Origin of the sequence: Paenibacillus sp. 2RAB27, assembly GCF_052115445.1 — a bacterium.
Taxonomy (GTDB): domain Bacteria; phylum Bacillota; class Bacilli; order Paenibacillales; family NBRC-103111; genus Paenibacillus_E.
This window is the reverse complement of record NZ_JBFRGR010000058.1, coordinates 1-24,764: the sequence shown is the minus strand read 5'-3', so window position 1 is coordinate 24,764 and position 24,764 is coordinate 1. Positions and strand designations below refer to the sequence as shown.

Sequence of the window (24,764 nt, the reverse complement as noted above, 5' to 3'; positions counted from 1 at the left end):
AGGCCCATCTTTAAGCCACAGATTGCTCCGTGTTTTATGATTCTCTCATGCGAGAAAACCAGTTATCCGGTCTTAGCTATCGTTTCCGATAGTTATCCCAGTCTTAAAGGCAGGTTACCTACGTGTTACTCACCCGTCCGCCGCTAGCTYAYCCCGAAGGRTAAACCCGCTCGACTTGCATGTATTAGGCACGCCGCCAGCGTTCGTCCTGAGCCAGGATCAAACTCTCCATAATAGAAAGATGACTTGCTCATTTGAAGCTAGCGAGATTTTGCAATCTCTTTTATAGTCGATTACTCGACTGTGCTTACTCACTCGTTGTTCAGTTTTCAAAGATCAATTTCTTTCGTTTTGTTCGTCACCCGTTTAGCGGCGACTTTTATAATATATCACATTCGAACTAATCAATGCAAGCTTTTTTTATTTCTCTTTTTTTCATCTTTGCTTTACATCATAGAACTCGTTGGCTTCAAATGCGTTACCGTTTTTAGCGGCGAGAGTTAATTTATCATAGAATCGCAATCAAAGTCAAGCATTAAAAAAAGAATAAAAAAAGAACCAGGAAAATGCCTGATTCTTAAAGGATTGTATTGCGTTATACACTCGTATACCTTAACTCGATTTCTGAAGTTTGCTCATCAATAATGACAGCAACTTCTTTGATTAAACCTTTTTTGACTAGTTTATTGAGCAAAAGAGGAAGCTCAGACTTGATTTCAACTAACTGCGAATGTTGCTGGAGTTCATCTGAGCTTAGCGGATGCTCGCTGTCTCTGAGGATTTGAATAAACGCCTCACAGCAGTGCTCCATTTTGGACATAACCGAAAATTCACAAGCAAGTAGAACAAGCTGGACACGCTGCTTCAAAGTTTCCTTACTCATTGTTAGCTCTTCATAAAGCTTATAGACCCCAGGATTAATCGCTCGAATCTGTCTCCAAACCGTGATTTCAGGGTGATAGCCATCTTCCACAATAACAATCCGTGCCCAGTGGTGTAGCGCTTCGAGAATGTTGTTATAAGCATCTAGAATATGATCGTCTAGAATGTATTCCTTGCTTTGCAAATACTTACGCAGAAAATGTGAAAATTCAATTAGCAGCTTATGCTCGCGCAAATCTCCGGGAAACTCAAGTATTCGATGGCGCAGGCCTTCTAAATAAGTGTTCTGATCCAGAAGTATCTCCCCTTTTAACAGCCAGTGAAGAATATTGCGATTAACACCATGCCGAATCCATTGCTCTATTGATGTAGGATCAATCCATCTTTCTTGTATCCTTGAATCGTCTCTTATATAATTAGTCGTATGATTGTTCAGTCTCAGGTCGTTCGTTACTATTAATAGTAGCGTATCAAAACCATCTGTCAGTGAGGGAAGTTGCTTAGGATTGTCTACCGCCATGACGCTAATGATTCTAGGGTCATTCCGGAACTTAAGCAATAACTGCTCTTTATTAATTCCMATGGGTGTCCAAAGCTCCTGTCTCCAATTGTTTCTTACTTATTTCTACAAGGGTGAACGGGTTTCCTGCTGATTTCTGTGACAATTCATACAAACATGTACTAGAAGGATTGGGGAGGAAAACACAGTGCGATTTAGATCAAGTAAAGTAAATGAATTCCGCTTATGGGGACTGGTCATGACCATGGGTGGGATGCTGCTTATGATTATAGGACTTGCAGGTGTCGTTTTCGATTGGGGACAAGTAGGTCGAGTAATTGCCGTCATCTTCATGATTATTGGTATGATTAGCGTATTGGTGAGTATGGGTATTTACTTCTGGGCGGGGATGCTTTCAACATCAGCAACTGTCATCGATTGTCCGGAATGCGGAAGAAGAACGAAAATGCTAGGTAAAACAGATCGTTGCATGTTTTGTAAAACCATTCTAACGATTGATCCACAATATGAGCCAGTTGGTGAAAATGAAACGGCAGCTACACAAACGGCTCACTTTGAGCCAAGTCGCGAACATGAGCATAAGCCTCACTAATGCAAAGAAAGCCGAGCCCATTATCAGGGTTCGGCTTTCTTCTTATTTTAAGATAGGCAAATTATCCTTCATCACATCCCAAATTGCAGACTTCTCAAACCCTCTTCTCCAAGTGGCCACACCAGCTAGATTATATTTATCAACCAATGCCAACCTAGCTTTAATTGAGACTTCGTCCTCAAGCCAGATGCGAATCAACTTGCTACCGTCTTTGTATTCTACATAATTTTGGCCTGTATCAGCTAAAAATGTAGGAGTTAGCTTTTTATCCTTAATGATGGTTTGTGCGGCTTCCATGGTTAACGTTTTGGATGTTGTGGTTAATTTGCCGTTCTTCGTTTCTTCAGTCCATTGTCGTGTATAGAATGGCACGCCGAGGACAAGCTTAGATGGCGGGATTTTATCCGTCGTCAGAAGCGCTGTAACGGACCTCTCTACCCATGGCAAGGAAGATACCGACCCAGACTTTGGACTCGTGGCCCAGTACTCGTCATAGGCCATCAACATCATATAATCGACGACCTCTGCTAAAGCTGGGCGATCATAAAACATAGACCACATTTCATTCGTTGATTTGGGTGTTACATCGATGGATACCGCTAAACCTTGCTCATGCATAAAAGGGGTCATTTCTCGGACGAATTGAACCAGGTTCTCTTTATCCTTGAGATAAACATTTTCAAAATCGATATTAATGCCCTGCAGCTTGTAAGTCTGGGCAAAGCCGAGTAGTTGTTTAATCATTTTCATGCGTAGATCATAGCTTGCTAGTACCTTATTCGTGCGATCCGCATCAAAGCCATTACTGAACAACGCCCATACTTGGTAATTGCGGTCCTGCGCCCATTTGACATAAGAGGCATCAGCTAAGTTGCTAATACGCCCCTCACTATCTGCGACTGAGAACCAAGTCGGACTTATCACTTGTAAACCAGGCATCTCACCGATCTTGGAAGTGTCTGGGTTTTTCGAAATAACATGTTCCCAGGTCATATTTAACTTACCGGTTATAGGCTTCCAAGGCACATAGGTGGATACTGACTGAACTTGCAGCGGTATCGTTTCCTCGTGATCTTCCATGATTTCACTTTTGCGAACAAAGCCAATTGGTCCGCTCTCTAGCTGCACTTTGTACCAATCTTCTTCAATACCGATAATCATGACCTGTTCGTTCACAGTAATCGTCGCAATAATCGGAGCTTTAATCGTAGCTTCCGTTCGTAATTGAGTCTCTTTCTTACCTGTATATTTCCCCCACTTGATCACATCGCCTTGTTTAAAGAGCAAAATTGCACCTGACTTTGCTGATTCCCTTATTTCAAATGCATACAGCTGCTTCAGAGGTTCAACAGGCAAGTAGATGGTATCTTCCTTCTTCTCGACAGGAAAGGATAAGGAGATAGGTTTCTCATTCATGAGTGCTGAAAGCTCCGTCGTCTTCATTCGCATCACTTTATCTTTGGTGGTTATGATGACAGAATCACTGCTTTTTTCATATATAATGGTCGGATCGATCCATTTCTGAACGAAATCCAGCGGAAGCTTCAGACCTTCCTTTTCTCCAATCGCACTTGATTTATAATAATTGCCTTCATAAAAAATCGGCTTTGTCAGCTCGTGGAAATCCGGCTCAACATGCGTTCGATTGGGTGCTAGCTGTTGCATCAGAAATGTTCCCGCGCCTGCCGCGAACATCCCTAAACATAATGCGCTAATCAGAATTACTTTTTTGGATGATTTCAACACTTCACTTCCTTATGTGTGGTTGGTTATGAATAAAAGAGAAAAAACGTGTCCGCTCTTCACAAAAGAAGGGCTGAACACGTTTCATTATACAACAGGAAACCACCTAATGAGGAATTTTGCGTATAGTTAATGCTTGGTAGTAACCGTACAATCTGGGCACACACCGTAAATCTCCAATCGATAACCGCCAACTTGGAAACCTGTATGCAACGCTGCTGTTGTCTCGATGTCTGACAATGGAGGGTATTCAAAATCAGAAATCTTCCCACATACCTCACAAACCGCATGATAATGATCTGTCATATCCGCATCAAAACGACTTGAGCTGTCCCCATAAGTTAATTCCCGAACAAGTCCAGATTCGATAAATACTTTAAGATTATTGTAAACAGTCGCAACGCTCATGTTAGGAAATTTTGATTCTAACGATTTGTATATATCATCCGCTGTCGGATGAGTCATGGAATCCAGCAAAAAGGAAAGAATCGCATACCGCTGGGGCGTCATCCGAACACCTGTTGTTTTCAACTTTGCTAAAGCCTGTTCTAAATGTGCTGCCATGGTACTCACCACCTGAATTAGTCATTAAAACCTTACATTATATTGTACGTGTGTTCTTCGGCTTTTGTCAATGATGGTACAAGGAAACAAACCTTCAATTTTTACTATTTTCGATAGCCACACCAGTGACCCCTTGAATTTGATTGGTTTCTTCGAGCACTAAGCCAATAACGGATGGCTTTGGTATTGTTACATGAAACGTAATTTGAACATGATTATCTTTAGTGCTGTCTTCTGATTCTTCTAGTTTAATTTGCTTAATATCTATCTTACGTTTACCTAGAATTGTTGTAATTAAACCTAAGGTACCGGGTTGGTCAATCGCTTGTATTTTTAGAACACGTACTTTTTTTCCATTGAAATACTTATGCTCTACTTTATTAAGAATCCATAAGGAAATTAAAACCATGAAGCATGCTAAGACAGCCGGATAATAAAAACCCGCTCCAATCGCAAGACCAATCCCCGCAACAACCCATAGCGATGCTGCTGTTGTAAGCCCAGTAATCGATCTTCCATTAAACATAATCGTACCCGCACCTAGAAAACCAATACCACTGATGACCTGAGCCGCCAAACGGGATGGATCAATGCGCACGTTGACCTCATTCACAAACGCGCTAAACCCGTACATTGAAAGCAACATCACGAGCGCTGAGCCAACACATACCAGAATGTGCGTGCGGAGACCTGCTGCATGAGAGCTAACCTCTCGTTCAAATCCAATCAAGCCACCAAGAAAAAGCGCTAATACTAGTCTTATTGTAATATGCAGCTGATCAATGACCCAAGGATTCCCCATGTAAACGCTCCCTTTATATATCAAATCAAAGACTTTATCAAGAAGTAGTTGATTCGATACCAGATTTGACGTTAGTGTCCTGTAGCAGGACGCTCAAAAGTTGTTAGACTAACTCCAGGAGGAACAGTAAAGACGCGTTTTAGGATAAAACCATATCTCTCATAGAGACGTATTGCCGGTAAATTCGCAGTCCCTGTGGATACGATAAATAGGACAGCCCCTGCAAGCTCTTGTTCCTTCATTATATGCTGTAACAGAGAGCTAGCAATCCCCCTACGGAAAAAATTAGGATGAACCATCATACGGCAAATCGTCACAATACAACCCTCACGCTCAAATGAAATGGCGCCTGCGAGTGACCGTCCCTCATGATCATCGACAAAGAAACCATAAAAGGTTTCTTTCGCTTCGCGTATAGACTGAATGCCATCCTTCAAAGGAGGGATATCATCAAAACCGATCAGTTCAGCCTCTACGCGGTAGGAAGCGATTTGAAGCGAAAGCAGGGTCAAGATTTCTTCATTCGATTGTAGAACTAGTTGCTGGATGGTCAGTGGAATCACTCCTACTTGAAAATTGAAAAAAGTGGTGCCCTGCTAAGAGGATCACCACTTCTACCTTATCATTTGCTGTTCAGGCACTCCACAATTAATTTATTGACGAGTCCTGGATTCGCTTTACCTTTGGTTTCTTTCATTACTTGTCCAACAAGGAAGCCCACGGCTTTTTCCTTACCAGCTTTGAAATCTGCTACGGATTGCGGGCTGTTCTCAACTACTTGCTCGACAATTGCTTTGATAGCACCTTCGTCACTGATTTGAACAAGACCTTGCTCTTCAACGATCTTCTGCGGCTCTTTACCGGTTTCGATCATTTCTTTGAACACCGTTTTGGCAATCTTATTGGAAATCGTGCCTTTCTCGATTAAACCAATCATTTCGCCTAGCCCTTTGCCTGTAACTTTGGCATCGGTAAATTCAAGGGAATTGGCATTTAGATAACCAAGCAAGTCACCCATGATCCAGTTCGAGACCGCTTTGGCATCTTGGGTATACTTCAAGCTTTCTTCAAAGAAGTCAGCCATTTGCATGGAAGCCGTGATAACAGCTGCATCATAGCTAGGCAAGCCATATTCATTACTGTATCGAGCTTTACGAGCATCTGGCAATTCTGGAATCGAAGCTTGTACACGTGCTTTCCAAGCATCATCAATGTAGAGACTAACCAGATCCGGATCCGGGAAATAGCGATAATCGTGTGCATCTTCTTTGCCGCGCATTGCGAGAGTTCTACCTTGCGTTTCATCCCAACGGCGAGTTTCTTGAATGACTTCTTCCCCGCTTCTGAGAATCTCCGCTTGGCGGTATTCTTCATACTCAAGTCCACGCTGCACCCCACGGAAGGAGTTCATATTCTTAAGCTCGGCACGTGTGCCGAATTTCTCTTGTCCGAACGGCCGGATGGAAATGTTYGCGTCACAACGTAGCGAGCCTTCTTCCATTTTCACATCAGAAACATCGCAATAGATCATGATCGCCCTGATCTTCTCTAAGTAGGCACGAGCTTCCTCAGGGGAGCGCAAATCCGGTTCGGATACGATTTCGATCAAAGGCGTTCCTGCACGGTTAAGGTCAACGAGGGAAGCATAGCTGCCATCAATATGCGTCAGTTTACCTGCATCCTCTTCCAGGTGGACACGCGTGACTCCAATACGTTTGGTAACTCCGCCTACTTCGATATCGACCCACCCATGCTCGCCGATCGGTTTATCATATTGTGAAGTTTGATAAGCATCAGGTGAATCTGGGTAAAAATAGTTCTTACGATCAAATTTACTGTCCGTCGCAATTGTGCAATTGAGGGCCATTGCCGCTTTCATCGCATACTCGACCGCTTGGCGGTTAAGAACTGGCAGGACGCCTGGATGACCTAAGCATACTGGACATGTATTCGTATTCGGAGGTGCCCCGAATGAGGTTGCACAACTACAAAATATTTTGGAAGCGGTATGAAGCTCTACGTGAACTTCAAGACCGACTACGGTTTCAAATTGGGTATCTGTTGCCGACAAAGTGAATGCCTCCTTCGTTACTCTTGAACTAATAACTTACAATTGCGGGCGCTGCTTGTGGTGGTCTGTGTGCTGTTCGAAAGCGTGGGCTACACGCAAAACGGTAGCTTCATCCAATGCTTTGCCGATAATTTGCAAGCCAACCGGAAGTTCATTCACGAATCCGCATGGTACGCTAATTGCAGGAATACCTGCCAAACTGACCGGGATCGTCATAATATCATTCAAATACATCGTGAGTGGATCACTGCTCTGCTCACCGATTCGGAACGCTGTCGTTGGTGCCGTTGGCCCGATGATGATGTCATAGTTGTTAAACACTTGATCAAAGTCTTGCTTGATCAGTGTGCGAACTTGTTGGGCTTTCAGGTAATAAGCGTCATAGTAGCCTGAACTTAGTGCATAGGTACCCAGCATGATTCGGCGTTTAACCTCTGGTCCAAAGCCTTCACTGCGGGATAGATTATACAGATCCAACAAATTGCGTGCATTATCGGAACGAACACCATAACGGATGCCGTCAAAACGTGCCAAGTTGGAAGAAGCCTCGGAGGAAGCCAGCAAGTAATAAGTTGCTACCGCGTACTCGGAATGAGGAAGCGTTACTTCTTCCCATACAGCGCCAAGACCTTCAAGTACTTTGAGCGCTTCAAGAATTTTCTCTTTTACAGCTGGGTCGATCCCTTTACCCATGTATTCTTTGGGTACGCCTATGCGCAGTCCTTTGACGTCACCCGTCAATGCGCTGAGATAGTTCGGGATCTCCACATTCGCAGACGTGGAGTCTTTCGGGTCGTAACCTGCGATAGCTTGCATCGCGTACGCAGCATCTTCTACGTTCTTCGTAAGCGGCCCGATTTGGTCAAGGGAGGACGCGAAAGCGACCAAACCATAGCGGGACACGAGTCCGTACGTTGGCTTCAGACCAACGATACCGCAGTAAGCAGCTGGTTGGCGAATCGAGCCACCGGTGTCGGAGCCCAGCGCGAAGTACACTTCGCCTGCAGCAACTGCTGCTGCCGAGCCACCGCTGGAGCCGCCTGGCACATAATCCGTGTTCCACGGATTATGGGTTGGGTGGAACGCGGAGTTCTCGTTGGAACCGCCCATCGCAAACTCATCCATGTTGAGCTTGCCGATGGTAACCGCTTGTGCTTCCTTGAGCTTGCTCACAACTGTCGCATCATAAATCGGAATATGATTGGATAAGAATTTGCTTGCGCAGGTCGTCTTCAAACCTTCGGTGACCATATTATCCTTGATTCCGATCGGCAAACCGAATAAATCACTGCGTGCAGCATTGCTTAATAGCTGCTCGTCCAACTTAGCAGCCGTCTGACGTGCATTCTCTTCATCTAGTGTTAGGAAAGCGCGAACCTTGCTCTCCACTTGCCCAATTCTTGTATAGGATTGATCCACGAGATCCGAAACTTTGAGTTCTTTACTTTGCAGCTTCGCGTGGATTTGTTGTAGGTTTAGTTCAAACAAAGACAACGACAGGCACTCCCTTTCATCTCTAACTTATTCTAAAACAGCAGGAACCTTGAACTGCCCATCCTCATGATCTGGGGCGTTCAGCATCACTTTTTCAATTGGTAAAGACGGCTTTGCAACATCCTCACGCATCACATTTACTAATGGCATGGCATGGCTAGTTGGTACAACACCATCGGTGTTTAATTGATTAAGCTGCTCGGCATATTCTAAAATAGCATTTAGCTGATCTGTAAATAGATCTTTTTCGGTATCATTCAGGTCGAGTCTAGCCAGCTTGGCGACATGATCGACATCTTTCTTCGTTATGCTCACGTATTCTGCACCCCTTGTATCAGCATTAAGTCATTCTTTTCATTATATCCCAGATATTTTGCGAACTCAATCCAGAATAAGGATGTACCTTGTTAAGATCAGAAGTAACAGCTATAAAGTAAATTAAATGAATCTACTGAATCTATTGAAAATATTGAATCACAATACTAACTTGTGTTAGTATTTCCTTAAATATGGTAGTGAAGCACACGCCGCTTATTCTGTTCAGCATTTGCTGTTCAGGCTGAGCGGCATTTTCATTTTCAGAGAAGAAGGGATGCATGAGAGGATGATTTACAAATTGGATATGTTAGGAAAGTTAGATAGGTTTAGGAAAGTCGAGGAATTCGAGAAAGCTTATGCGGAGTTTCTGCATATGCATTATGGTAAAAGAAAAGGCGAACGATTACGTAGATTAAAAGAAGGTCATGGCCACGCAGAACATCTATTCCTTACACAGGTATGGTGGAAAGCATTGGGGGATTTTAAACATTTACATCCCGAGTTTGAAGTTAAAGATTTCCGTGATGGAACTCGGTTTATTGATTTCGCTTACTTACGTCACTCCCTGAAGCTTGCAATCGAAATTGATGGATACAACACACATGCCAATACGATTAGTCGCTCACAGTTTTCTGATCAGTTAGTACGCCAGAATCATTTGGTTATTGACGGTTGGAAAATCTTACGCTTTTCCTATGATGATGTGAAAAACCGGCCACGGATGTGTGAGCAGATTCTGTTGCAGTTTTTAGGAAAATATTTCGGAGAACAGCAGGAACAATTGGTTGAGTTAAGTTATGTAGAAAAAGAAATTTGTCGATTTACTTTCACTGCGGGTAAATCGATCTCCCCACGTGATGTAAGTAACATATTTCAATTCGAGGCAAAAAAATCAAGACGAATTTTACAAGAGATGCTAGCGAAGCAACTTCTTATCCCTGTTGGAGCTGGACAACAGCGGATTAAGCGCTATGGGTTGCATCCGACTGTTGCGAATCGTTTGGTCAATGGGTGAGCGAGTTCGACTGTAAGACCCTTTTGGGGCACTACGGGAAATCGGGGGCACAGATCGGGGGCTGTAACGACTATTTTGGGCGTTACAGTGAAGTATTTGCGACGGTGAGCGCGATCGGGCGGCTGTAAGGCCCTTTTGAGGCTTTACAGCGAAGGCTGATGCGCGGATCCGGTGTGTAACGCCCATTTTAGGCGTTACGGGGGCGACTTGCGGCGGGGCTTGGGCCGGATCAGCTGTAAGGCCCTTTTGGGGTCTTACGGAATAGCGTCCGCACGGATTCGATGCTGTAACGCCCATTTTAGGCGTTGCACACTGAATCCGCCGCGGGATGCCATTTTACAAAGGCAAAAAAAAGCGCCGGTGCATGTCCACCGGCGCTTTCTATAGTTAAATCCAAGCTTTCAGCCCGATTTGTTTGATGAATTCCTCACGGGACTGTACTTCCTTGTCCCTTTCCTTCTCCGGCTCAGTGGCAGACTCGCCATTCATAATTTTCCGGAACAAGGCTTCGTTGTTCGTTGCGAGAGCATAATCTATTAAAGCTTCTCTCTCGACTTGCTCCGCCTCTTGCTGTAGAAGCACTTCTTCCAGCTCAATATCGGTTGCAGTCACATAGTAATGTTTGTTCTCTTTAGGGACACGTACGACATAATCGAAAATGTTATCGTTATTTCGGTCATACGCAATTAAATAGCCATATCCGCCAATAGGCAGATTCTGTTCTAAACGATCAGCAATGAAGATAATTTTCTCGCCAAGACGAAGCATCTGCTTTCCCCCTACCTATATATAACTCTCAAATGAGTCTATGAATGCATGGAATACGTTCTATTGCCTATCGTACTAAAAAAACTAGATTGTGTCCAATTGACATCACTTGTTCATACTCCATTCATATTCCTAGCTTAGGATGAATTTACTTTCATCCATAAAGGAGTTGCTTACTATGTCACAACGTTCTTTACAAGCCTTGCGCTATGTCGGCTGGGCAGAGGGTTCCTCTTTTCTCATTCTACTTGGTATCGCCATGCCACTTAAATACGCGTTCGATCTGCCGCAAGCTGTTTTTGTCGTAGGGCTTGCTCATGGATTTCTATTTGCGCTCTATCTGCTATCGATTGCCTGGGTTATCCTCCAACATCGTTGGTCCTTTGGACGCGTACTCGCAGCTTTCATTGCGGCATTTATTCCATTCGGTCCGTTCTTATTCGATCGTTGGATCCGACGTTAGACGCATCACTTCGTAAAATTTCAGAAAGAAGCATGAAACTGATATAGTAGTGAGAAAACTATTCTATCAAACAAGTGAAATTTACGGAGGAAATCATGTCAGATCCATCATCATCTCCAAAAGCTCGCCCCTCACTAACGGAGGGCCCGATCACAAAGACATTGATCTTATTTTCACTCCCCATACTATTAGGGAACGTTCTACAATCCTTGAACGGGTCGATCAATACGATTTGGATCGGAAAATATCTAGGTGAAGTCGCCCTTGCAGCAACATCGAATGCGAATATTATCATGTTCTTCTTAATTAGTTCCATTTTCGGGATTGCCATGGCTGCCGTCATTCTAATTGGTCAAAATCTCGGTGCTAAGAAAGTTCAAGAGGCCAAGCAAGTAGTCGGAACGAGCACAGTTTTCTTCCTTGTATTATCCATAATCGTCGCCTTACTGGGATGGATCTTCTCCTCCACGATCTTAGACTGGATGAATACTCCGCCTGATGTCAAAGAGTTTGCCGTGACGTATACGCGAATTATGTTCGCAGGTGTTCCGTTCATGTTCGGCTATAATTTAATCATGGCCATTTTGCGTGGCTCGGGGGATGCGAAAACCCCGTTTTACTTCTTGCTTTTATCAGCAATCCTCGATGTCGCACTCAATCCTTTGCTGATTCAAGGGATGGGTCCATTCCCGAAAATGGGGATTGCCGGCTCAGCTGTAGCGACTTTTATCGCGCAACTAGTGAGCTTCGTGCTTCTCATTGCTTACTTGTATAAGAAGAAGTACTTCCTTCGTATCACGAAAGAGGATATTCCTTTGCTGCGAATCAATTGGACCATTATTCGAACACTGATACAAAAAGGGCTGCCTATGGGCTTAAATATGGTCGTGGTTTCCCTAAGTAATCTGATGCTGGTTCATCTCGTGAATGCCTATGGCTCCGAATCCACCGCAGCTTTCGGTGTCGCGATGCAAATATCAAGTTACGTCCAAATGCCCGCTATGGCTATTGGTGGTGCAGTAACTTCGATGGCTGCGCAAAACATTGGCGCTGGGAAATGGGATCGTGTCAACCGGATCACCTGGACAGGTGTTGGCGTTAATATCTTAATGACTGGATTGATTGTAGCCGTTTTGCATCTGTTCAATCGGGAAGTTGTCTCGTTCTTCTTGCCTCCTGAAGGAAAAGCGATAGATATTGGCGTTCACATTAACAATATTACGCTTTGGTCTTTCATCATTTTCGGCATCTTCAATGTCGTTGCTGGTGTCGTTCGATCTGCGGGATCTGTAGTGTTCCCTCTTATCGTTGCATTTGTTGCTCTGTTGCTCGTTCGCATTCCGCTTGCCACTGTGCTATCGCAAAAGTACGGCTTCGATGTGATTTGGTGGAGCTTCCCTGTCAGCTTCAGTGTTGCTGCCACTTTGAACCTGCTGTATTACCGCTTCGGGAAATGGAAGCAAGCCAGAATGATGACTAGTAAAACCTAAACATAAGCTTAAACAAAAAGTCTGCCTAGCCAAGTAAATTGGCTTGAGCAGACTTTTTTCACTAAAGATGAAGCAAATCCTTATGGATTTTGATCACAATTTTCTTATTCGTTGTTGACTCCGTAATGAGGCAATTAGGCCGATGAATATCGGATGGGAAGCATACGGCAAACATGCCAGGTTTGAGCATAATATCCGTTTCAGGCAGCGCATGTTGGGATTCGTAGAAGGCGATATCATGTGTCTCAAACTTGTTATCCACGATGATTGCCTCGTCAGTCAGCTTGTAGAAGCATAAACGCTCCTCCCCGCTCACCAGAAACTGAATATCCGTATACACAACGTGCGACTCCGGCATTTGTTCTTCCCTAGGACGCGTCACAGATTCTTGCACATTGGCATACATCAAGTGGCCATTATCGCCCTCCAGATCATACCGTCCTATCTCTAGCTCTCCCAAATTCCGATTCAAAATGTAGTCGATACCTCGTGCTACAGCTGCTGGCCATAAATGCCGTTCTTGCTCAAAATGCTTCACATCGCTGATAATCATCGTTATTTTCTCCTTTTAAAAAGACCCGCCCCATTGGGCGAGTCGTCTCTTGTTTAGAACTTTTCTTGATTAGCGCCTTCCCAATCAGCAAGGAATTTCTCAATACCCGCATCTGTCAGCGGGTGTTTACTCATTGATTCTATCACTTTATAAGGAACAGTCGCAATATGTGATCCTGCAAGCGCTGCTTCAATGACATGAGCAGAGTGACGTACACTCGCAGAAATAATTTCGGATTTGATACCGTGTACTTGGAAAATCTGGCTGATTTCTTTGATTAAATTCATACCAACTTGGTTGATATCATCCAAACGACCGATAAACGGGGAAACATAGGTTGCACCAGCGCGAGCAGCAAGCAATGCCTGTGTGGAGCTGAAGATCAGCGTCACGTTTGTAGGAATGCCAAGCGATCTAAACACGCTAGTTGCTTTCAATCCATCCAACGTCATAGGCAGCTTAATAACGATATTCGGGCTTAGTGCCGCAAGCTTCTTACCTTGTTCAACCATTTCGTCTGCTTTCAAAGAAACAACTTCAGCACTGATTGGCACATCGCCCACGATGGAGATGATTTCTTTCACTGTTTCAAAAAAGTCTCTTCCTTCTTTAGCAATCAATGATGGGTTAGTGGTTACACCTGCAACTACACCTAACGCGTGTGCTTTACGAATTTCTTCTACATTGGCTGTGTCGATAAACAATTTCATCCTGTATCCCTACCTTTTCTCCCGCTATGGGTGCTTATTGGAAATACTTCTGTCTGATTTGCCCAACGATTGCTTCTGCGGTAAAGCCATATTCACGAATGACGCGATCTGCTTTCGCTGATGCTCCGAATTTGCGGATGCCGACAACGAAGCCTTCTTGTCCCGTAATGTCTTCCCATCCAGCCGGATAAGCCATTTCCATCACAACATTTTTACGCACTTGAGGCAAAATAATGGCATTCCGTACCTCTTCTGGCTGCCCCTCAAATAATTCACGGCTTGGCATGGAAATAACACGAGCTCCAATTCCATCTTGCGCCAACTGCTTCTTCACGTCAAGTGCTAAGCTCACTTCTGAGCCAGTCGCAATGAGTTGCAAGTCAGGTGTTTCGCCATTGGCAACATCAGACAGGACATAAGCTCCTTGGTGGATATGATCAAAAGCAAGCGTGTCCGTGCCTGGAAGTACTGGCAAGTTCTGACGCGATAGCGCGAATACGAACGGGCCTTCTTTCGCTTGAAGAACATACTCCCAAGCAGCCGCTGTCTCGTTCGCGTCCGCAGGACGGAACAATGTCAGATCCGGAATCATCCGCAAGGAAGGGATCTGTTCAATCGGTTGATGCGTCGGGCCATCTTCGCCGACAGCGATGCTGTCATGCGTGAAGACATACGCAACAGGGATCTTCATCAACGCGGATAGGCGAATCGCACCGCGCAAGTAATCGCTGAACACGAGGAACGTGCCGCCGAAAGCACGCAGTCCGCCGTGAAGCAGCATGCCGTTCAGCGCTGCGCCCATGGCGAATTCCCGGACGCCGAACCAGAAGTTGCGTCCGCTGTAATCTGCCGCGCTGAATGCCGCAGCATCGCCGATCATAGTGAAGTTGGAGCTCGCTAGGTCGGCAGAGCCGCCTACTAGATGAGGTACCCGCTTCGCCAAGCCGTTAATCACTTTGCCAGATGCGGTGCGCGTCGAGATCGCGCCGCTCTCTGGGGTGTAGCGCGGCACATCGGCGTTCCAATCCGCCGGAAGGTCGCCGCTGTTCGCGAGCTCGAATTGCTTCGCGAGCTCAGGGTAGGCCGCCTGGTAGCTGTTCCACAGCTGCTCCCAGGCTGCTTGTGACTGAGCTCCCACCTCTTTGTGGTGGGCGAAGTGGGTGTACACCTCAGCCGGGACGTAGAAGTCCGGCTCGAGGGGCCAGCCCAGAGCTTGCTTCGTCAGAAGCAGCTCGTCTTTGCCCAGCGGCGAGCCATGCGTACCGCCGTGGCCGCCCTTGCCGGCTTTGTTCGGCGAGCCGAAGCCGATGGTTGTTTTGATCTCAATCAGCGTTGGGCGATTGAGATCGGCCTTGCCCTCTGCGATCGCCGCAGAGATCGCATCGACGTTGTTTTGCTCTTCCACACGGAGGTATTGCCAACCGTAGGATTCGAACCGCATTTTGACGTTCTCGGAGAACGACATGTTCAAATCCCCATCAAGGGAAATATCATTGGAATCGTACAGGACGACGAGTTTACCTAATTTGAGATGTCCAGCGAGGGAAGCGGCTTCGGATGAAACACCCTCCATCAAGTCGCCATCTCCACAAATGGCATAAGTGAAATGGTCAACAACTGGGAAATTCGGTTTATTGTATACGGAAGCTTGGTGTGCTTCAGCCATCGCCATACCCACTGCCATGGCAACACCTTGACCAAGCGGACCTGTCGTAGCTTCTACACCAGCTGTGTGACCGTACTCTGGATGCCCAGGTGTGCGGCTTCCCCATTGGCGGAATTCCTTGATATCGTCCAAAGATACATCATAGCCACTTAAGTGAAGCAAGCTGTACAGCAACATGGATCCGTGTCCCGCAGACAAGACGAAACGATCACGGTCCGCCMATTTCGGACTTACTGGATTGTGTTTCAAATGACGTGCCCACAGCGCATACGCCATTGGTGCCGCGCCCATCGGCATGCCTGGGTGACCCATAGCAGCTTTCTCAACAGCATCAATAGTAAGCGTTCTAATCGCATTAATACTTAATTCTTCAATGCCAACCGTTGTTCCATTCAATGAGATACGCCTCCATCTATGTGATTGTTTTTATTACCTTATCTCTTTATTATAAGAGGAGATGGTGCATTCAAATAATTGATAGTTTCGATACTCGCTATAGAAGGTGTCTATATGGTTAATTTCGAGTTGTATAAAGTATTTTATTTAACAGCGAAATCCGGAAGCTTGTCCAAAGCAGCGAAAGAGCTGTATATCACGCAGCCCAGTGTCTCTCACTCCATTAAATTATTGGAGGAAAGTCTCGGGCTACCTTTGTTTGCTCGTACGTCTAAAGGCGTTGATCTAACCAAAGAGGGCGCCATCCTCTATTCCTATATTGAGCAAGCATACAACTTCATTTCCTTAGCAGAGGAAAAGCTCAATGAACTGCGAAATTTCTCTAGTGGAGAAATTAAAATCGGTGGCAGCGATTCCTTGTGCAAACACTATTTGCTTCCCTTTCTGGAATCGTTTCACGTTCAATATCCACATATCCAGATTAATCTAGTCCACGGGACGACACCGGAGATTGTAAAAAATTTAAAAGAAGGCAAAATCGACATCGGTATTGTAAGAACACCTATTCATGACGATCAGCTTCAGGTTCGTGAGGGGATTACCATTCAGGACTGTTTCGTCACTGGCCCCAAGTACCGAGAACTGTCTGAGGGCACGATTACGTTAGCGGAGTTACTTGCCTATCCAATTATTTTATTCTCTAGTAACAGCTCTTCAAGAAAATTTGTCACGCGTTTGTTCAGTGATAACGGTTTGCTTTTAGAACCGGAGATTGAGCTGGGCAGTGTGGATTTACTCATTGAATTTGCGAAGATCGGCTTCGGCGTTTCCTTCGTGACGAAGGAGTTTGTCGCCAGGGAATTAGCAGAGGGCAGCTTATTTGAGGTCAATCTCGAGGCGACGATACCCTCTACCAAGATAGGAATTATCACGTTGAAGAACATGCCGCTCTCAACTGCAGCAGCTGCATTTGTAGCTAAGTTGGAGAATCCGGGGTGATATTGCAGAAAAAACACACTCAGCTTCCACCGAGTGTGTTTACCTTTTTACAAACAAACCATCGCCTTAATCACCTTCGACTCCGGCTTCAGCCATGCTTCAAAATTTTCCACCATTTCCTCGAAGGAGGCACGGTGCGTAATATAACGCTCAATGTCGATGCTTCCCGTCTTTAATGCACTTCGCACCGTATCAAAATCCTCCATGGTCGCATTCCGGCTCCCCATTAACGTCAACTCCCTCTTGTGGAAATCAGGGTCATGAAAGGCAATATCTGCCTTCACTAGTCCGACGTAAACAAGTTTGCCGCCATGAGCGACAAGACCGAAAGCATCTGTCATCGATCTCGCATTCCCTGTTGCGTCGAAGACGACAGTAGGAAATTCGCCATTCGTAAGCTCCGCTAGTTTTTCCTTCGGAAGTTGGAGCGCATTCACGGTATGATCGACGCCTGCCCAGTCCCGGCAAAAAGCTAATCGCTCCTCGTTAATATCCATCGCTATGACGTTAGCACCACGTTGCTTTGCCAAAATCATCACCCCAAGCCCAATAGGGCCCGCTCCAATCACTAACGCCGTTTCCCCTGAACGCAGCTCTGATCTTCGCACCGCATGTGCACCAATGCTAAGTGGTTCCAGCATCGCAGCCTGATCCAGCGTTAGTCCAACTGCTTTAATTAGATGACTCACTGGCAGAGCTAAACGCTCTACCATGCCTCCATCCCTATGTACGCCAAGCACTTTCATGTCTGTGCAGCAATTTGTTTTGCCATTGCGGCAAGCAATACATTGTCCACAATGCATGTAGGGAACGACGCTTACAAGATCCCCAACTGCCACATCCGTTACTCCCTCACCAAGCTCCTCTACATACCCTGCCAGCTCGTGCCCAAGAATACGCGGATAGCTAAAGAAAGGCTGATTCCCTTTAAACGCATGCAAATCCGTCCCACATATGCCAATTCGCTGAATACGAACGAGTGCTTCTCCCACACCCACAGTTGGTTCCTCTACCTCGACATACTTCAAATGCTCGATTTGTTCACAGACGATCGCTTTCATGTTTACCCTCCTCCATCTAATCTATGAACGATTATGAATTCATAATTTATAGAACTCCTTAGCATTTAGACCGAATAAACGATCTTTATCCTTTTCCGACCAACTATCTGGCAAGGATTGATTCACGACATCGACAACGTCCTCATAGTCAGCCGCGAGCAAACAGACTGGCCAATCACTTCCGAACATCACACGCTCCGTTCCGAAAACCTCCAAAATATGCTGGACATACGCCGTAAAATCCTCCGGCTTCCAATCCGAATGGTTGGCTTCGGTCACCATACCTGAAACCTTACAATATAGACTGGGGTGCTTCGCAATAATCGCCATTTGGCTTTTCCAAGGTTCAATCACACCTTCGGCAATCGACGGCTTCGCAATATGATCAATAACCCCTCGAAAACCTGGTACCAGTTCCAGTAGCTCAATAACGGTTTCTAATTGATGAGCGAGGACAAGCAGGTCGATCGGCACTTCTTCCTTAGCGAAGTAACGCAAAGCTTCAACAAAATGAGGTTGCAGGATAACCCGTGCATCAGGCATCTCCTGAATCATCACCCGAAAGCCTACATATTTCGGATGCTGGCTGCATTTTTGATAATGAATAAGATAATCAGGATCGTCCAAATCAAGCCATCCAACAACGCCGGCAATTGAATCTGTGCTTTCACTTAAAGCTAGTAAATAATCGGTTTCTTCTAACGTTTGCGCAGCTTGAACCACAATACTCTTATCGAAGTTGAATTGCCCAAGATGTGGTACCAAATCATTTGGTAAATAATCACGATTCAACACGGGGAGAGCTGGTGTAAGCCAACCATAATCCCCCCGGTCGATCTTCCAATAATGCTGATGTGCATCAATACGCATGACGATTCTCCTTATCTTCACACCTAATATGATATCGCTTTCTTTCATTTTATCATTAAATTTCCGATATGAAATATCGATATCTAGCATAACTATACGGTTTTTTGATATTATTGAACTATCTTGCAGAAGAAAGGCGTGGTTATTGTGGATCCTATTCGTAAAATTTTCGATAATCATGATGCCTTCCCCATGTCTTTTGCCTATAAAAACACAAAAAGCTCGCTAAGCGAGCTTCCTGATCATTTCCATGACTGGTATGAAATTGTTTATGTGTATAGGGGGCGTGGTACTTTTTTTATCGACCATACCTTCTATGAAATGAAACAAGGCGATCTCTTTCTTATTCCAGGGAATACAATTCATCGGGCGACACCAGATAAAGAGTCCCCCGTGACGTCCACAGCGATTTACTTCTCTCCAAGTATCGTACAGTTGCCTTCGCTAGGAGAGGACTTCTCCTGTTTACAATGCTTTGAGCAAGCCGCTACCCTTCGTAATTATAAGTTCGAAATGCGGTTACCACAGAGTCAGCACCTAGAATTACTTTTAGATACGATTGAGAACGAATTTAAGCATCCAACCATTGGTCAACGCCAGTCCATCCTTCTTCATTTACTTCAATTGTTACTAACCATCTATCGTGATATGACCACTGACACCAAGTCTCCTAATTTGGACACCGTTGTCGGCCCTATTTGGATGCGAGAAATCATCCTCTATATTGATCAGCATTTCTGTGAAGATATTGGACTCCAAACACTTTCGAAACAAGCTTCTGTCACGCCGGCTCATTTCAGCAGAGTATTTAAACAGTTCATTGGCATGAACATCAGCACCTATCTCATAACCAAGCGCATCATCCGCGCTAAACAGTTGCTTCAAGAAAGTGATGCAAGTGTCGGTACAATCGCGGATCTATGCGGGTTTGAAAGTTTACCTCATTTTCATGCGATGTTCAAAAGAGTGCTTGGCATTACGCCCGCAGCGGCACGGAAGTCCTTCCGTTCATTCTAAGATTGCTTCACTAACCGATCGTAGAGGAAGTCCGCAATATGAACGGCTTCCATATGCCCGTTTTGCCCATGTTTATCAATACCTAACTTCATTTGCAGTAAGCAGCCTGGATTGCTTGTGACCACGTAGGATGCTGTTGTTGCATTCACATTTTCCATCTTATGCTCTAAGATTTGGTTGGCCATGTCTGGCTGAGTCATATTATAAATTCCGGCGGAACCACAGCATGAACCAGAATCCTTCATTTCGATATAAGCGGTGTTACTAACCCTCTGCAGCAATTGCTTGGTTGGTTGACTGCCCTTCATCACGTTGCGAAGATGGCAGGATTCCTGATACGTAACTCGTGTTGGAGCATGCTGAGATAGCGTATCTGCAAAACGAAGAGGTCGACCTTTCTCCACCAGAATGGAGCTGATATCCTTCACACGTTTGGCGAACCAAGTGGAGGCTTCCTTCCACTCTTCCTCATCATGAAGCAGATGATCGTACTCCACAAGAATCGCTCCACAACCTCCTGCATTCGAAACGATGTAATCGACTCCTGCTTCTTGGAAGGCGCGGATATTACTTTTGGCTAATTGCTTCGCTTGATCCGTTTCACCACTATGTGCATGAAGTGCCCCGCAGCAGTTCTGCGATTCAGGAATGATGACATCGAACCCAGCCTCGGTCAAAAGATTCACCGTACTAATATTCGTTTCCGTGAATAATACGTCCATCAAACACCCACGGAACATCCCCACAGTGCCCAGTTTTTTGCCTTTTGCCGGTATAAACGTACCAAGCCGTTCAACAATTCCTTTGCCTGAAGCGTCCGGAAGTATTTTCTCCATCGTAGCCATATGCTTGGAGAAAAGACCGACTACACCGGTTTTTCTAACTAGCTTTTGGATACCTGACATTTTATAAAAATGAAGCCCTGTCCCGAGTAGCTGCATCCTCTGTTGGGATGGAAATAGCTCTTTGAATACGAGCTTCCGCACACCCTTTACCCACCATCTATGTTGGGTTGTATGCACTTCTATGGCATCGCGCGCCTGTTCAATTAATTGGCCATATTTCACATCTGCTGGGCAGGCAGGCTCACACGCGCGGCAACCCAAGCAGTGGTTCATCTGATCTTCAAAGCGTATCCCTGGCTCCATGAGGCCATCTACAGCTGCTTTCATCAGAGAGATGCGGCCTCGTGGAGATTCCGCCTCGATGCCTGTTTCTTTAAAAGTCGGACAAGCTGGCAGGCAGAATCCACAACGCATGCAATTCGTTAATTGGTCGTAGTCCAGTTTCTGCATTAACGTTTCCTGAAGTGTTGCTCCTTGGCCCTTAGACACGATCAATCACCACCCTGCGTCGAGATTCTTTGGCGAACATTTTACCTGGATTCAAAATATGGTTCGGATCGAACGCATCCTTAATCCCCTTCATCATTGCGATCCCGCTGCTTCCCACTTTCCATTCCAGGAATGGCGCTTTCACTAAGCCAACACCATGTTCACCAGTAATAGTTCCACCTAAACGAATCGCGGCTTCAAAAATCTCTTCAAACGCTGCTTCCACACGATGTACTTCATCATGATCTCTTGCGTCGGTTGTTGCGGTAGGGTGAAGATTGCCATCTCCCGCATGTCCAAAGGTACAAATTTGAACATCATGTTTGGTTGCAATTCGATTAATTTCTAGAACCATTTCCGCGATTTTGGAGCGAGGCACCGTTGCATCCTCTAATATCGTCGTCGGGCGTAAGCGAGCAAGCGCAGTAAAGGCGCTACGTCTTGCTGTTAATAGCTTCAACGCTTCCTCTTGTGTACTCGCAATGGTGACTTCATCCGCCAGTTCCTCCCTGCAAATCTCAGAGATTAGGGCAATATCACGCTCAACCATCTCTGGCTCGCCATCCTGTTCAATTAACAAAATAGCAGCCATATCCAGCGGCAGTCCCAGCTTAGCAAAATCATCCACAACACGGATCGTTGGATTGTCCATGAATTCCAGGGTTGCTGGAATGATGCGGTTTTCGATGATTTTGGAAACCGTGCGCGCCGCGCCGTATAAGTCCTTGTACATCGCCAGCATTGTTTTCTTCGCCTTTGGAGGCGGAATGAGTTTAAGCGTGGCTTCTGTAATAACTGCAAGTGTACCCTCCGAGCCGACTAGCAGCTTCGTCAAATCATATCCGGCTACATCCTTCATCAGCTTGCCACCAGTACGCATGATTTCACCTGATGCAAGGACACACTCGAGGCCGATCACGTAGTCTTTAGTTGTGCCATATTTTAAACCACGAAGTCCGCCTGAGCACTCTGCAATATTGCCGCCAATGGTGGAAATCGCCATTGAACTTGGATCTGGTGGATAAAATAAACCTAATCCCTCAATATGCTCGATGAATTGCTTCGTAATGATCCCTGGTTGCACAGTGGCTGTCAGATTCTGCAGATCGATATCTAGGATTGCATTCATGCGATGCATAACCATGACGATCCCACCTTGTACAGGTACTGTACCTCCGCACAAATTCGTACCGGAGCCCCTGCTGATCAAGGGAATGCGATGCTCATTCAACACCTTCATAATGCCTGAAACCTGCGCAGTATCTTTCGGATAGATCACACCGTCAGGTAAGGACTGAAGCATAGGTGTCCCGTCATACGAATGGGTAACTAATGATTCCATATCATCTTTATAAAAGGCTTCGCCTACAATGGCCTGTAATTGTTGTTTAACTTGATTATCGAGCATAAAGAATCCTCCCTTTGAGCGCTTACTTAGTATGCTACATTCCTTCTTAATTCTTGATGCTTTTTACAAGTGATCATGTGATCAGATGACTTTCCTTCTATTTTAGCTTATGATGTAATAGATGTATAGAACTTTATTAAAGATTTTCAGGGGGATACCGATGGTTTTTCAGCAAATCCGGCCACAAAAGGGCTCGGAAATCGTGCTTCAACATATTAAAGCTCAAATTGAGGGAGGAACTTATGCTCCTGGTTCTAAGCTTCCTACAGTCGTAGATCTTGCTGCAAGCTTCCAAGTCGGCCGGTCTACGATCAGAGAAGCACTCAGCGGGCTTAAAGCTATGGGCTGGGTCGATATTCGACATGGGGGAGGTACTTATGTCGTTACGTCATTACCGACAGAGTCGACTAGTCTCTTTGACCACAGTGAAACACTTCAAGAAGTACAAGAGGTGCGCAGATTCATTGAGGCGGGCTGTGCAACCTTAGCGGCTAGCCGCCGCACTGAGCAGCATTTGACAGTTCTTAAAGAGATCCTTCGTGATATGGAATCCTCACTTGGAAATGAAGAAGAAAGCGAACATGCAGACATTCGCTTTCATTTGGAGATCGCTAAGGCGTCTCAAAATACCCTATTCATGGGGATGATGGAGTCCTTGACGGAGCGATTACAACAGAGTATGAAGGCTTCGCGGCGTCTGTGGTTTTTTGCAGAGCGTGCTTCGGCCGAACAGCTTCTGCAGGAACATCGTGATATTGTTGAAGCAATTGCCGCTCAAGACGAGCAGCTTGCTGCAGAGAAAATGTCTCAGCATATTGCGAAAGTTGATCAGGTCATTCAACAACTAGCACAAAAAAACAAAGAATAACATATGAACAACAAAAAAAGCCTTACAATGTAAGGCTTTTCGTGTGTATTGCTTTTGATACCGGCAAGAGGACTCGAACCTCCACCCTTTCGGACTCGATTTTGAGTCGAGCGCGTCTGCCATTCCGCCATGCCGGCATATTATGCGCGTAGAGGGACTTGAACCCCCACGGTCACCCGCTAGATCCTAAGTCTAGTGCGTCTGCCAATTCCGCCATACGCGCATGTTGTCAATCAGGCAAGTAATGAAGTTGCTAGCCGAAGCTGACTTCACTGAGAAATTAATGGGCGGACGACGGGACTTGAACCCGCGAATGCCGGATCCACAAACCGGTGCGTTAACCCCTTCGCCACGACCGCCACATTCGAAAAATTTCTTTTCCCAAACGTTCTTAGGAAAAATGGTGCCGTCGAGAGGACTTGAACCCCCAACCTACTGATTACAAGTCAGTTGCTCTACCAGTTGAGCTACAACGGCTTATTCATTTAATAAAATGGTGGCTTTGGACGGAATCGAACCGCCGACACGAGGATTTTCAGTCCTCTGCTCTACCGACTGAGCTACAAAGCCAGGTAAGGATGACAATCTTAACTTTACATTTTGAAGGAAAATGGCGGAGCTGACGGGATTCGAACCCGCGGTCTCCTGCGTGACAGGCAGGCATGTTAGGCCACTACACCACAGCTCCATGCTAAAAGACTATTATGGTGAACGCTGACGGGATCGAACCGCCGACCCCTACCCTGTCAAGGTAGTGCTCTCCCAGCTGAGCTAAGCGTTCATGATTGAAATTTGGGCCCACGCAAAGTAATGTCTAAACTCTCATCACACTAATTAAGGTAAGTTTAGACGCCGAACGAGTTAACACTCGTTGCGGACGGAATACGCTTCGTCAGCAATACGTCACTTTGTGGGGATTGGTGGTGACCCGTAGGGGACTCGAACCCCTGTTACCTCCGTGAAAGGGAGGTGTCTTAACCACTTGACCAACGGGCCTAACTTATGCCAGAGGTCTGGCAAAAAAAATACCCCAAAGGGCACTGCTTGGCAACGTTCTACTCTCCCAGAACCCTGCGGTTCAAGTACCATCGACGCTGGAAGGCTTAACGGTCGTGTTCGAGATGGGAACGCGTGGATCCCTTCCGCCATCATCACCAAAC

At 45.6% G+C, this 24,764-nt stretch carries 23 protein-coding genes, 8 tRNA genes and 2 rRNA genes; 7 read left to right on the top strand and 26 right to left on the bottom strand.

What is annotated here, in order from left to right; genetic code table 11:
* Together AB4114_RS34235 and AB4114_RS34230 are read right to left on the bottom strand one after the other, a co-directional pair.
* Window positions 1-235: ribosomal RNA gene (locus AB4114_RS34235) — 16S ribosomal RNA — on the bottom strand; the annotation flags it as partial.
* A gap of 360 nt (window positions 236-595) precedes the next feature.
* On the bottom strand, window positions 596-1,441 hold the full coding sequence (locus AB4114_RS34230) for a nucleotidyltransferase-like protein (protein WP_441992418.1): 846 nt from the start codon (window positions 1,439-1,441) through the stop codon (window positions 596-598).
* Between the two features lie 148 nt (window positions 1,442-1,589).
* Here AB4114_RS34230 and AB4114_RS34225 point away from each other — a divergent pair, with 148 nt between their 5' ends.
* The gene (locus AB4114_RS34225) at window positions 1,590-1,994 is read left to right on the top strand and encodes a YgzB family protein (protein WP_173121572.1); all 405 of its coding nucleotides are present in this window, start codon (window positions 1,590-1,592) and stop codon (window positions 1,992-1,994) included.
* A 42-nt stretch (window positions 1,995-2,036) separates the two neighbouring features.
* On the opposite strand, the gene AB4114_RS34220 is transcribed toward AB4114_RS34225, so the two are convergent.
* The 7 genes from AB4114_RS34220 to gatC form a co-directional block, all read right to left on the bottom strand.
* On the bottom strand, window positions 2,037-3,740 hold the full coding sequence (locus tag AB4114_RS34220) for a glycosyl hydrolase family 18 protein (protein WP_441992417.1): 1,704 nt from the start codon (window positions 3,738-3,740) through the stop codon (window positions 2,037-2,039).
* 126 nt (window positions 3,741-3,866) lie between these two features.
* Window positions 3,867-4,301, bottom strand: coding sequence for a peroxide-responsive transcriptional repressor PerR (perR, locus tag AB4114_RS34215; RefSeq protein WP_056620600.1), 435 nt, complete (start codon window positions 4,299-4,301; stop codon window positions 3,867-3,869).
* A 94-nt stretch (window positions 4,302-4,395) separates the two neighbouring features.
* On the bottom strand, window positions 4,396-5,103 hold the full coding sequence (locus AB4114_RS34210; RefSeq protein WP_441992416.1) for an MgtC/SapB family protein: 708 nt from the start codon (window positions 5,101-5,103) through the stop codon (window positions 4,396-4,398).
* 71 nt (window positions 5,104-5,174) lie between these two features.
* Complete coding sequence (locus tag AB4114_RS34205) at window positions 5,175-5,666, bottom strand: GNAT family N-acetyltransferase (RefSeq protein WP_441992415.1); 492 nt, start codon at window positions 5,664-5,666, stop codon at window positions 5,175-5,177.
* Window positions 5,667-5,725: 59 nt separating this feature from the next.
* On the bottom strand, window positions 5,726-7,174 hold the full coding sequence (gene gatB, locus AB4114_RS34200) for an Asp-tRNA(Asn)/Glu-tRNA(Gln) amidotransferase subunit GatB (protein ID WP_441992414.1): 1,449 nt from the start codon (window positions 7,172-7,174) through the stop codon (window positions 5,726-5,728).
* 36 nt (window positions 7,175-7,210) lie between these two features.
* Window positions 7,211-8,668, bottom strand: a complete 1,458-nt coding sequence (gene gatA / locus AB4114_RS34195) for an Asp-tRNA(Asn)/Glu-tRNA(Gln) amidotransferase subunit GatA (protein ID WP_441992413.1) — start codon at window positions 8,666-8,668, stop codon at window positions 7,211-7,213.
* 27 nt (window positions 8,669-8,695) lie between these two features.
* Window positions 8,696-8,983: an Asp-tRNA(Asn)/Glu-tRNA(Gln) amidotransferase subunit GatC gene (gene gatC / locus AB4114_RS34190; protein WP_441992412.1), complete on the bottom strand. Its 288-nt coding sequence runs from the start codon at window positions 8,981-8,983 to the stop codon at window positions 8,696-8,698.
* A gap of 376 nt (window positions 8,984-9,359) precedes the next feature.
* Here gatC and AB4114_RS34185 point away from each other — a divergent pair, with 376 nt between their 5' ends.
* Complete coding sequence (locus AB4114_RS34185; RefSeq protein ID WP_441992411.1) at window positions 9,360-10,001, top strand: DUF559 domain-containing protein; 642 nt, start codon at window positions 9,360-9,362, stop codon at window positions 9,999-10,001.
* Window positions 10,002-10,388: 387 nt separating this feature from the next.
* Here AB4114_RS34185 and AB4114_RS34180 read toward each other — a convergent pair whose 3' ends face one another.
* Entirely contained in the window at window positions 10,389-10,769 is a 381-nt protein-coding gene (locus tag AB4114_RS34180) for an ATPase (RefSeq protein WP_171636363.1), read from the bottom strand.
* Window positions 10,770-10,947: 178 nt separating this feature from the next.
* Here AB4114_RS34180 and AB4114_RS34175 point away from each other — a divergent pair, with 178 nt between their 5' ends.
* Together AB4114_RS34175 and AB4114_RS34170 are read left to right on the top strand one after the other, a co-directional pair.
* The gene (locus AB4114_RS34175; protein ID WP_171636361.1) at window positions 10,948-11,232 is read left to right on the top strand and encodes a DUF3817 domain-containing protein; all 285 of its coding nucleotides are present in this window, start codon (window positions 10,948-10,950) and stop codon (window positions 11,230-11,232) included.
* A gap of 95 nt (window positions 11,233-11,327) precedes the next feature.
* A complete protein-coding gene (locus tag AB4114_RS34170) occupies window positions 11,328-12,722 on the top strand; it encodes an MATE family efflux transporter (RefSeq protein ID WP_441992410.1) in 1,395 nt (464 codons plus the stop codon).
* A 61-nt stretch (window positions 12,723-12,783) separates the two neighbouring features.
* Here AB4114_RS34170 and AB4114_RS34165 read toward each other — a convergent pair whose 3' ends face one another.
* Genes AB4114_RS34165 through tkt form a run of 3 tightly spaced genes read right to left on the bottom strand, consistent with a single transcriptional unit; the run spans window position 12,784 to window position 16,047 of the window.
* Window positions 12,784-13,275, bottom strand: coding sequence for a YhcH/YjgK/YiaL family protein (locus tag AB4114_RS34165; RefSeq protein ID WP_171636358.1), 492 nt, complete (start codon window positions 13,273-13,275; stop codon window positions 12,784-12,786).
* A 53-nt stretch (window positions 13,276-13,328) separates the two neighbouring features.
* Window positions 13,329-13,985 carry a fructose-6-phosphate aldolase gene (gene fsa, locus AB4114_RS34160; RefSeq protein ID WP_171636356.1) on the bottom strand — a complete coding sequence of 219 codons (657 nt, stop codon included), beginning with the start codon at window positions 13,983-13,985 and terminating at the stop codon, window positions 13,329-13,331.
* A gap of 34 nt (window positions 13,986-14,019) precedes the next feature.
* Window positions 14,020-16,047, bottom strand: a complete 2,028-nt coding sequence (gene tkt, locus AB4114_RS34155; protein WP_441992409.1) for a transketolase — start codon at window positions 16,045-16,047, stop codon at window positions 14,020-14,022.
* 114 nt (window positions 16,048-16,161) lie between these two features.
* On the opposite strand from tkt, the gene AB4114_RS34150 reads away from it, so the two are divergent.
* Window positions 16,162-17,046: a LysR family transcriptional regulator gene (locus AB4114_RS34150; protein ID WP_441992408.1), complete on the top strand. Its 885-nt coding sequence runs from the start codon at window positions 16,162-16,164 to the stop codon at window positions 17,044-17,046.
* Between the two features lie 47 nt (window positions 17,047-17,093).
* Here the strand turns inward: AB4114_RS34150 and AB4114_RS34145 are convergent, their stop codons facing one another.
* Both AB4114_RS34145 and AB4114_RS34140 read right to left on the bottom strand, forming a co-directional pair.
* Complete coding sequence (locus AB4114_RS34145; protein ID WP_441992407.1) at window positions 17,094-18,107, bottom strand: zinc-binding alcohol dehydrogenase family protein; 1,014 nt, start codon at window positions 18,105-18,107, stop codon at window positions 17,094-17,096.
* 39 nt (window positions 18,108-18,146) lie between these two features.
* On the bottom strand, window positions 18,147-18,977 hold the full coding sequence (locus tag AB4114_RS34140; protein ID WP_441992406.1) for an amidohydrolase family protein: 831 nt from the start codon (window positions 18,975-18,977) through the stop codon (window positions 18,147-18,149).
* A 147-nt stretch (window positions 18,978-19,124) separates the two neighbouring features.
* On the opposite strand from AB4114_RS34140, the gene AB4114_RS34135 reads away from it, so the two are divergent.
* The gene (locus AB4114_RS34135; RefSeq protein WP_441992405.1) at window positions 19,125-19,994 is read left to right on the top strand and encodes a helix-turn-helix domain-containing protein; all 870 of its coding nucleotides are present in this window, start codon (window positions 19,125-19,127) and stop codon (window positions 19,992-19,994) included.
* Here the strand turns inward: AB4114_RS34135 and AB4114_RS34130 are convergent.
* Window positions 19,991-21,289 carry a (Fe-S)-binding protein gene (locus AB4114_RS34130; RefSeq protein ID WP_441992419.1) on the bottom strand — a complete coding sequence of 433 codons (1,299 nt, stop codon included), beginning with the start codon at window positions 21,287-21,289 and terminating at the stop codon, window positions 19,991-19,993. The two genes, AB4114_RS34135 and AB4114_RS34130, sit on opposite strands and share 4 nt — an antisense overlap.
* Window positions 21,290-21,320: 31 nt before the next feature.
* Window positions 21,321-22,736 (bottom strand): FAD-linked oxidase C-terminal domain-containing protein, encoded by a 1,416-nt coding sequence (locus AB4114_RS34125; protein WP_171636342.1) that lies wholly within the window; start codon window positions 22,734-22,736, stop codon window positions 21,321-21,323.
* Between the two features lie 160 nt (window positions 22,737-22,896).
* Between AB4114_RS34125 and AB4114_RS34120 the strand changes: the two genes are divergently transcribed.
* Entirely contained in the window at window positions 22,897-23,604 is a 708-nt protein-coding gene (locus AB4114_RS34120) for a FadR/GntR family transcriptional regulator (RefSeq protein WP_441992404.1), read from the top strand.
* A gap of 58 nt (window positions 23,605-23,662) precedes the next feature.
* Here the strand turns inward: AB4114_RS34120 and AB4114_RS34115 are convergent.
* From AB4114_RS34115 to rrf, 9 genes are all read right to left on the bottom strand, one after another.
* Window positions 23,663-23,741, bottom strand: a tRNA-Leu gene (locus AB4114_RS34115).
* Window positions 23,742-23,747: 6 nt separating this feature from the next.
* A tRNA-Leu gene (locus tag AB4114_RS34110) sits at window positions 23,748-23,827 on the bottom strand.
* 63 nt (window positions 23,828-23,890) lie between these two features.
* Window positions 23,891-23,963: transfer RNA gene (locus tag AB4114_RS34105), tRNA-His, on the bottom strand.
* A gap of 42 nt (window positions 23,964-24,005) precedes the next feature.
* Window positions 24,006-24,081, bottom strand: a tRNA-Thr gene (locus AB4114_RS34100).
* 17 nt (window positions 24,082-24,098) lie between these two features.
* Window positions 24,099-24,174: transfer RNA gene (locus AB4114_RS34095), tRNA-Phe, on the bottom strand.
* A gap of 41 nt (window positions 24,175-24,215) precedes the next feature.
* A tRNA-Asp gene (locus AB4114_RS34090) sits at window positions 24,216-24,292 on the bottom strand.
* 17 nt (window positions 24,293-24,309) lie between these two features.
* Window positions 24,310-24,385, bottom strand: a tRNA-Val gene (locus AB4114_RS34085).
* A gap of 140 nt (window positions 24,386-24,525) precedes the next feature.
* Window positions 24,526-24,600: transfer RNA gene (locus AB4114_RS34080), tRNA-Glu, on the bottom strand.
* A 46-nt stretch (window positions 24,601-24,646) separates the two neighbouring features.
* Window positions 24,647-24,763, bottom strand: a 5S ribosomal RNA gene (rrf, locus tag AB4114_RS34075).
* Between the last annotated feature and the right edge of the window lies 1 nt (window position 24,764).

Bases quoted from the DNA above. Each gene is read 5' to 3' on its own strand.
- AB4114_RS34125 (WP_171636342.1), bottom strand. From the start codon at position 22,736: ATGCTCGATAATCAAGTTAAACAACAATTACAGGCCATTGTAGGCGAA.
- AB4114_RS34170 (WP_441992410.1), top strand. From the start codon at position 11,328: ATGTCAGATCCATCATCATCTCCAAAAGCTCGCCCCTCACTAACGGAG.
- AB4114_RS34120 (WP_441992404.1), top strand. From the start codon at position 22,897: ATGGTTTTTCAGCAAATCCGGCCACAAAAGGGCTCGGAAATCGTGCTT.
- AB4114_RS34130 (WP_441992419.1), bottom strand. From the start codon at position 21,289: ATGCAGAAACTGGACTACGACCAATTAACGAATTGCATGCGTTGTGGA.
- AB4114_RS34165 (WP_171636358.1), bottom strand. From the start codon at position 13,275: ATGATTATCAGCGATGTGAAGCATTTTGAGCAAGAACGGCATTTATGG.
- AB4114_RS34180 (WP_171636363.1), bottom strand. From the start codon at position 10,769: ATGCTTCGTCTTGGCGAGAAAATTATCTTCATTGCTGATCGTTTAGAA.
- fsa (WP_171636356.1), bottom strand. From the start codon at position 13,985: ATGAAATTGTTTATCGACACAGCCAATGTAGAAGAAATTCGTAAAGCA.
- perR (WP_056620600.1), bottom strand. From the start codon at position 4,301: ATGGCAGCACATTTAGAACAGGCTTTAGCAAAGTTGAAAACAACAGGT.
- AB4114_RS34145 (WP_441992407.1), bottom strand. From the start codon at position 18,107: ATGAAAGCGATCGTCTGTGAACAAATCGAGCATTTGAAGTATGTCGAG.
- AB4114_RS34185 (WP_441992411.1), top strand. From the start codon at position 9,360: ATGCATTATGGTAAAAGAAAAGGCGAACGATTACGTAGATTAAAAGAA.
- AB4114_RS34150 (WP_441992408.1), top strand. From the start codon at position 16,162: ATGGTTAATTTCGAGTTGTATAAAGTATTTTATTTAACAGCGAAATCC.
- AB4114_RS34210 (WP_441992416.1), bottom strand. From the start codon at position 5,103: ATGGGGAATCCTTGGGTCATTGATCAGCTGCATATTACAATAAGACTA.
- AB4114_RS34140 (WP_441992406.1), bottom strand. From the start codon at position 18,977: ATGCGTATTGATGCACATCAGCATTATTGGAAGATCGACCGGGGGGAT.
- AB4114_RS34175 (WP_171636361.1), top strand. From the start codon at position 10,948: ATGTCACAACGTTCTTTACAAGCCTTGCGCTATGTCGGCTGGGCAGAG.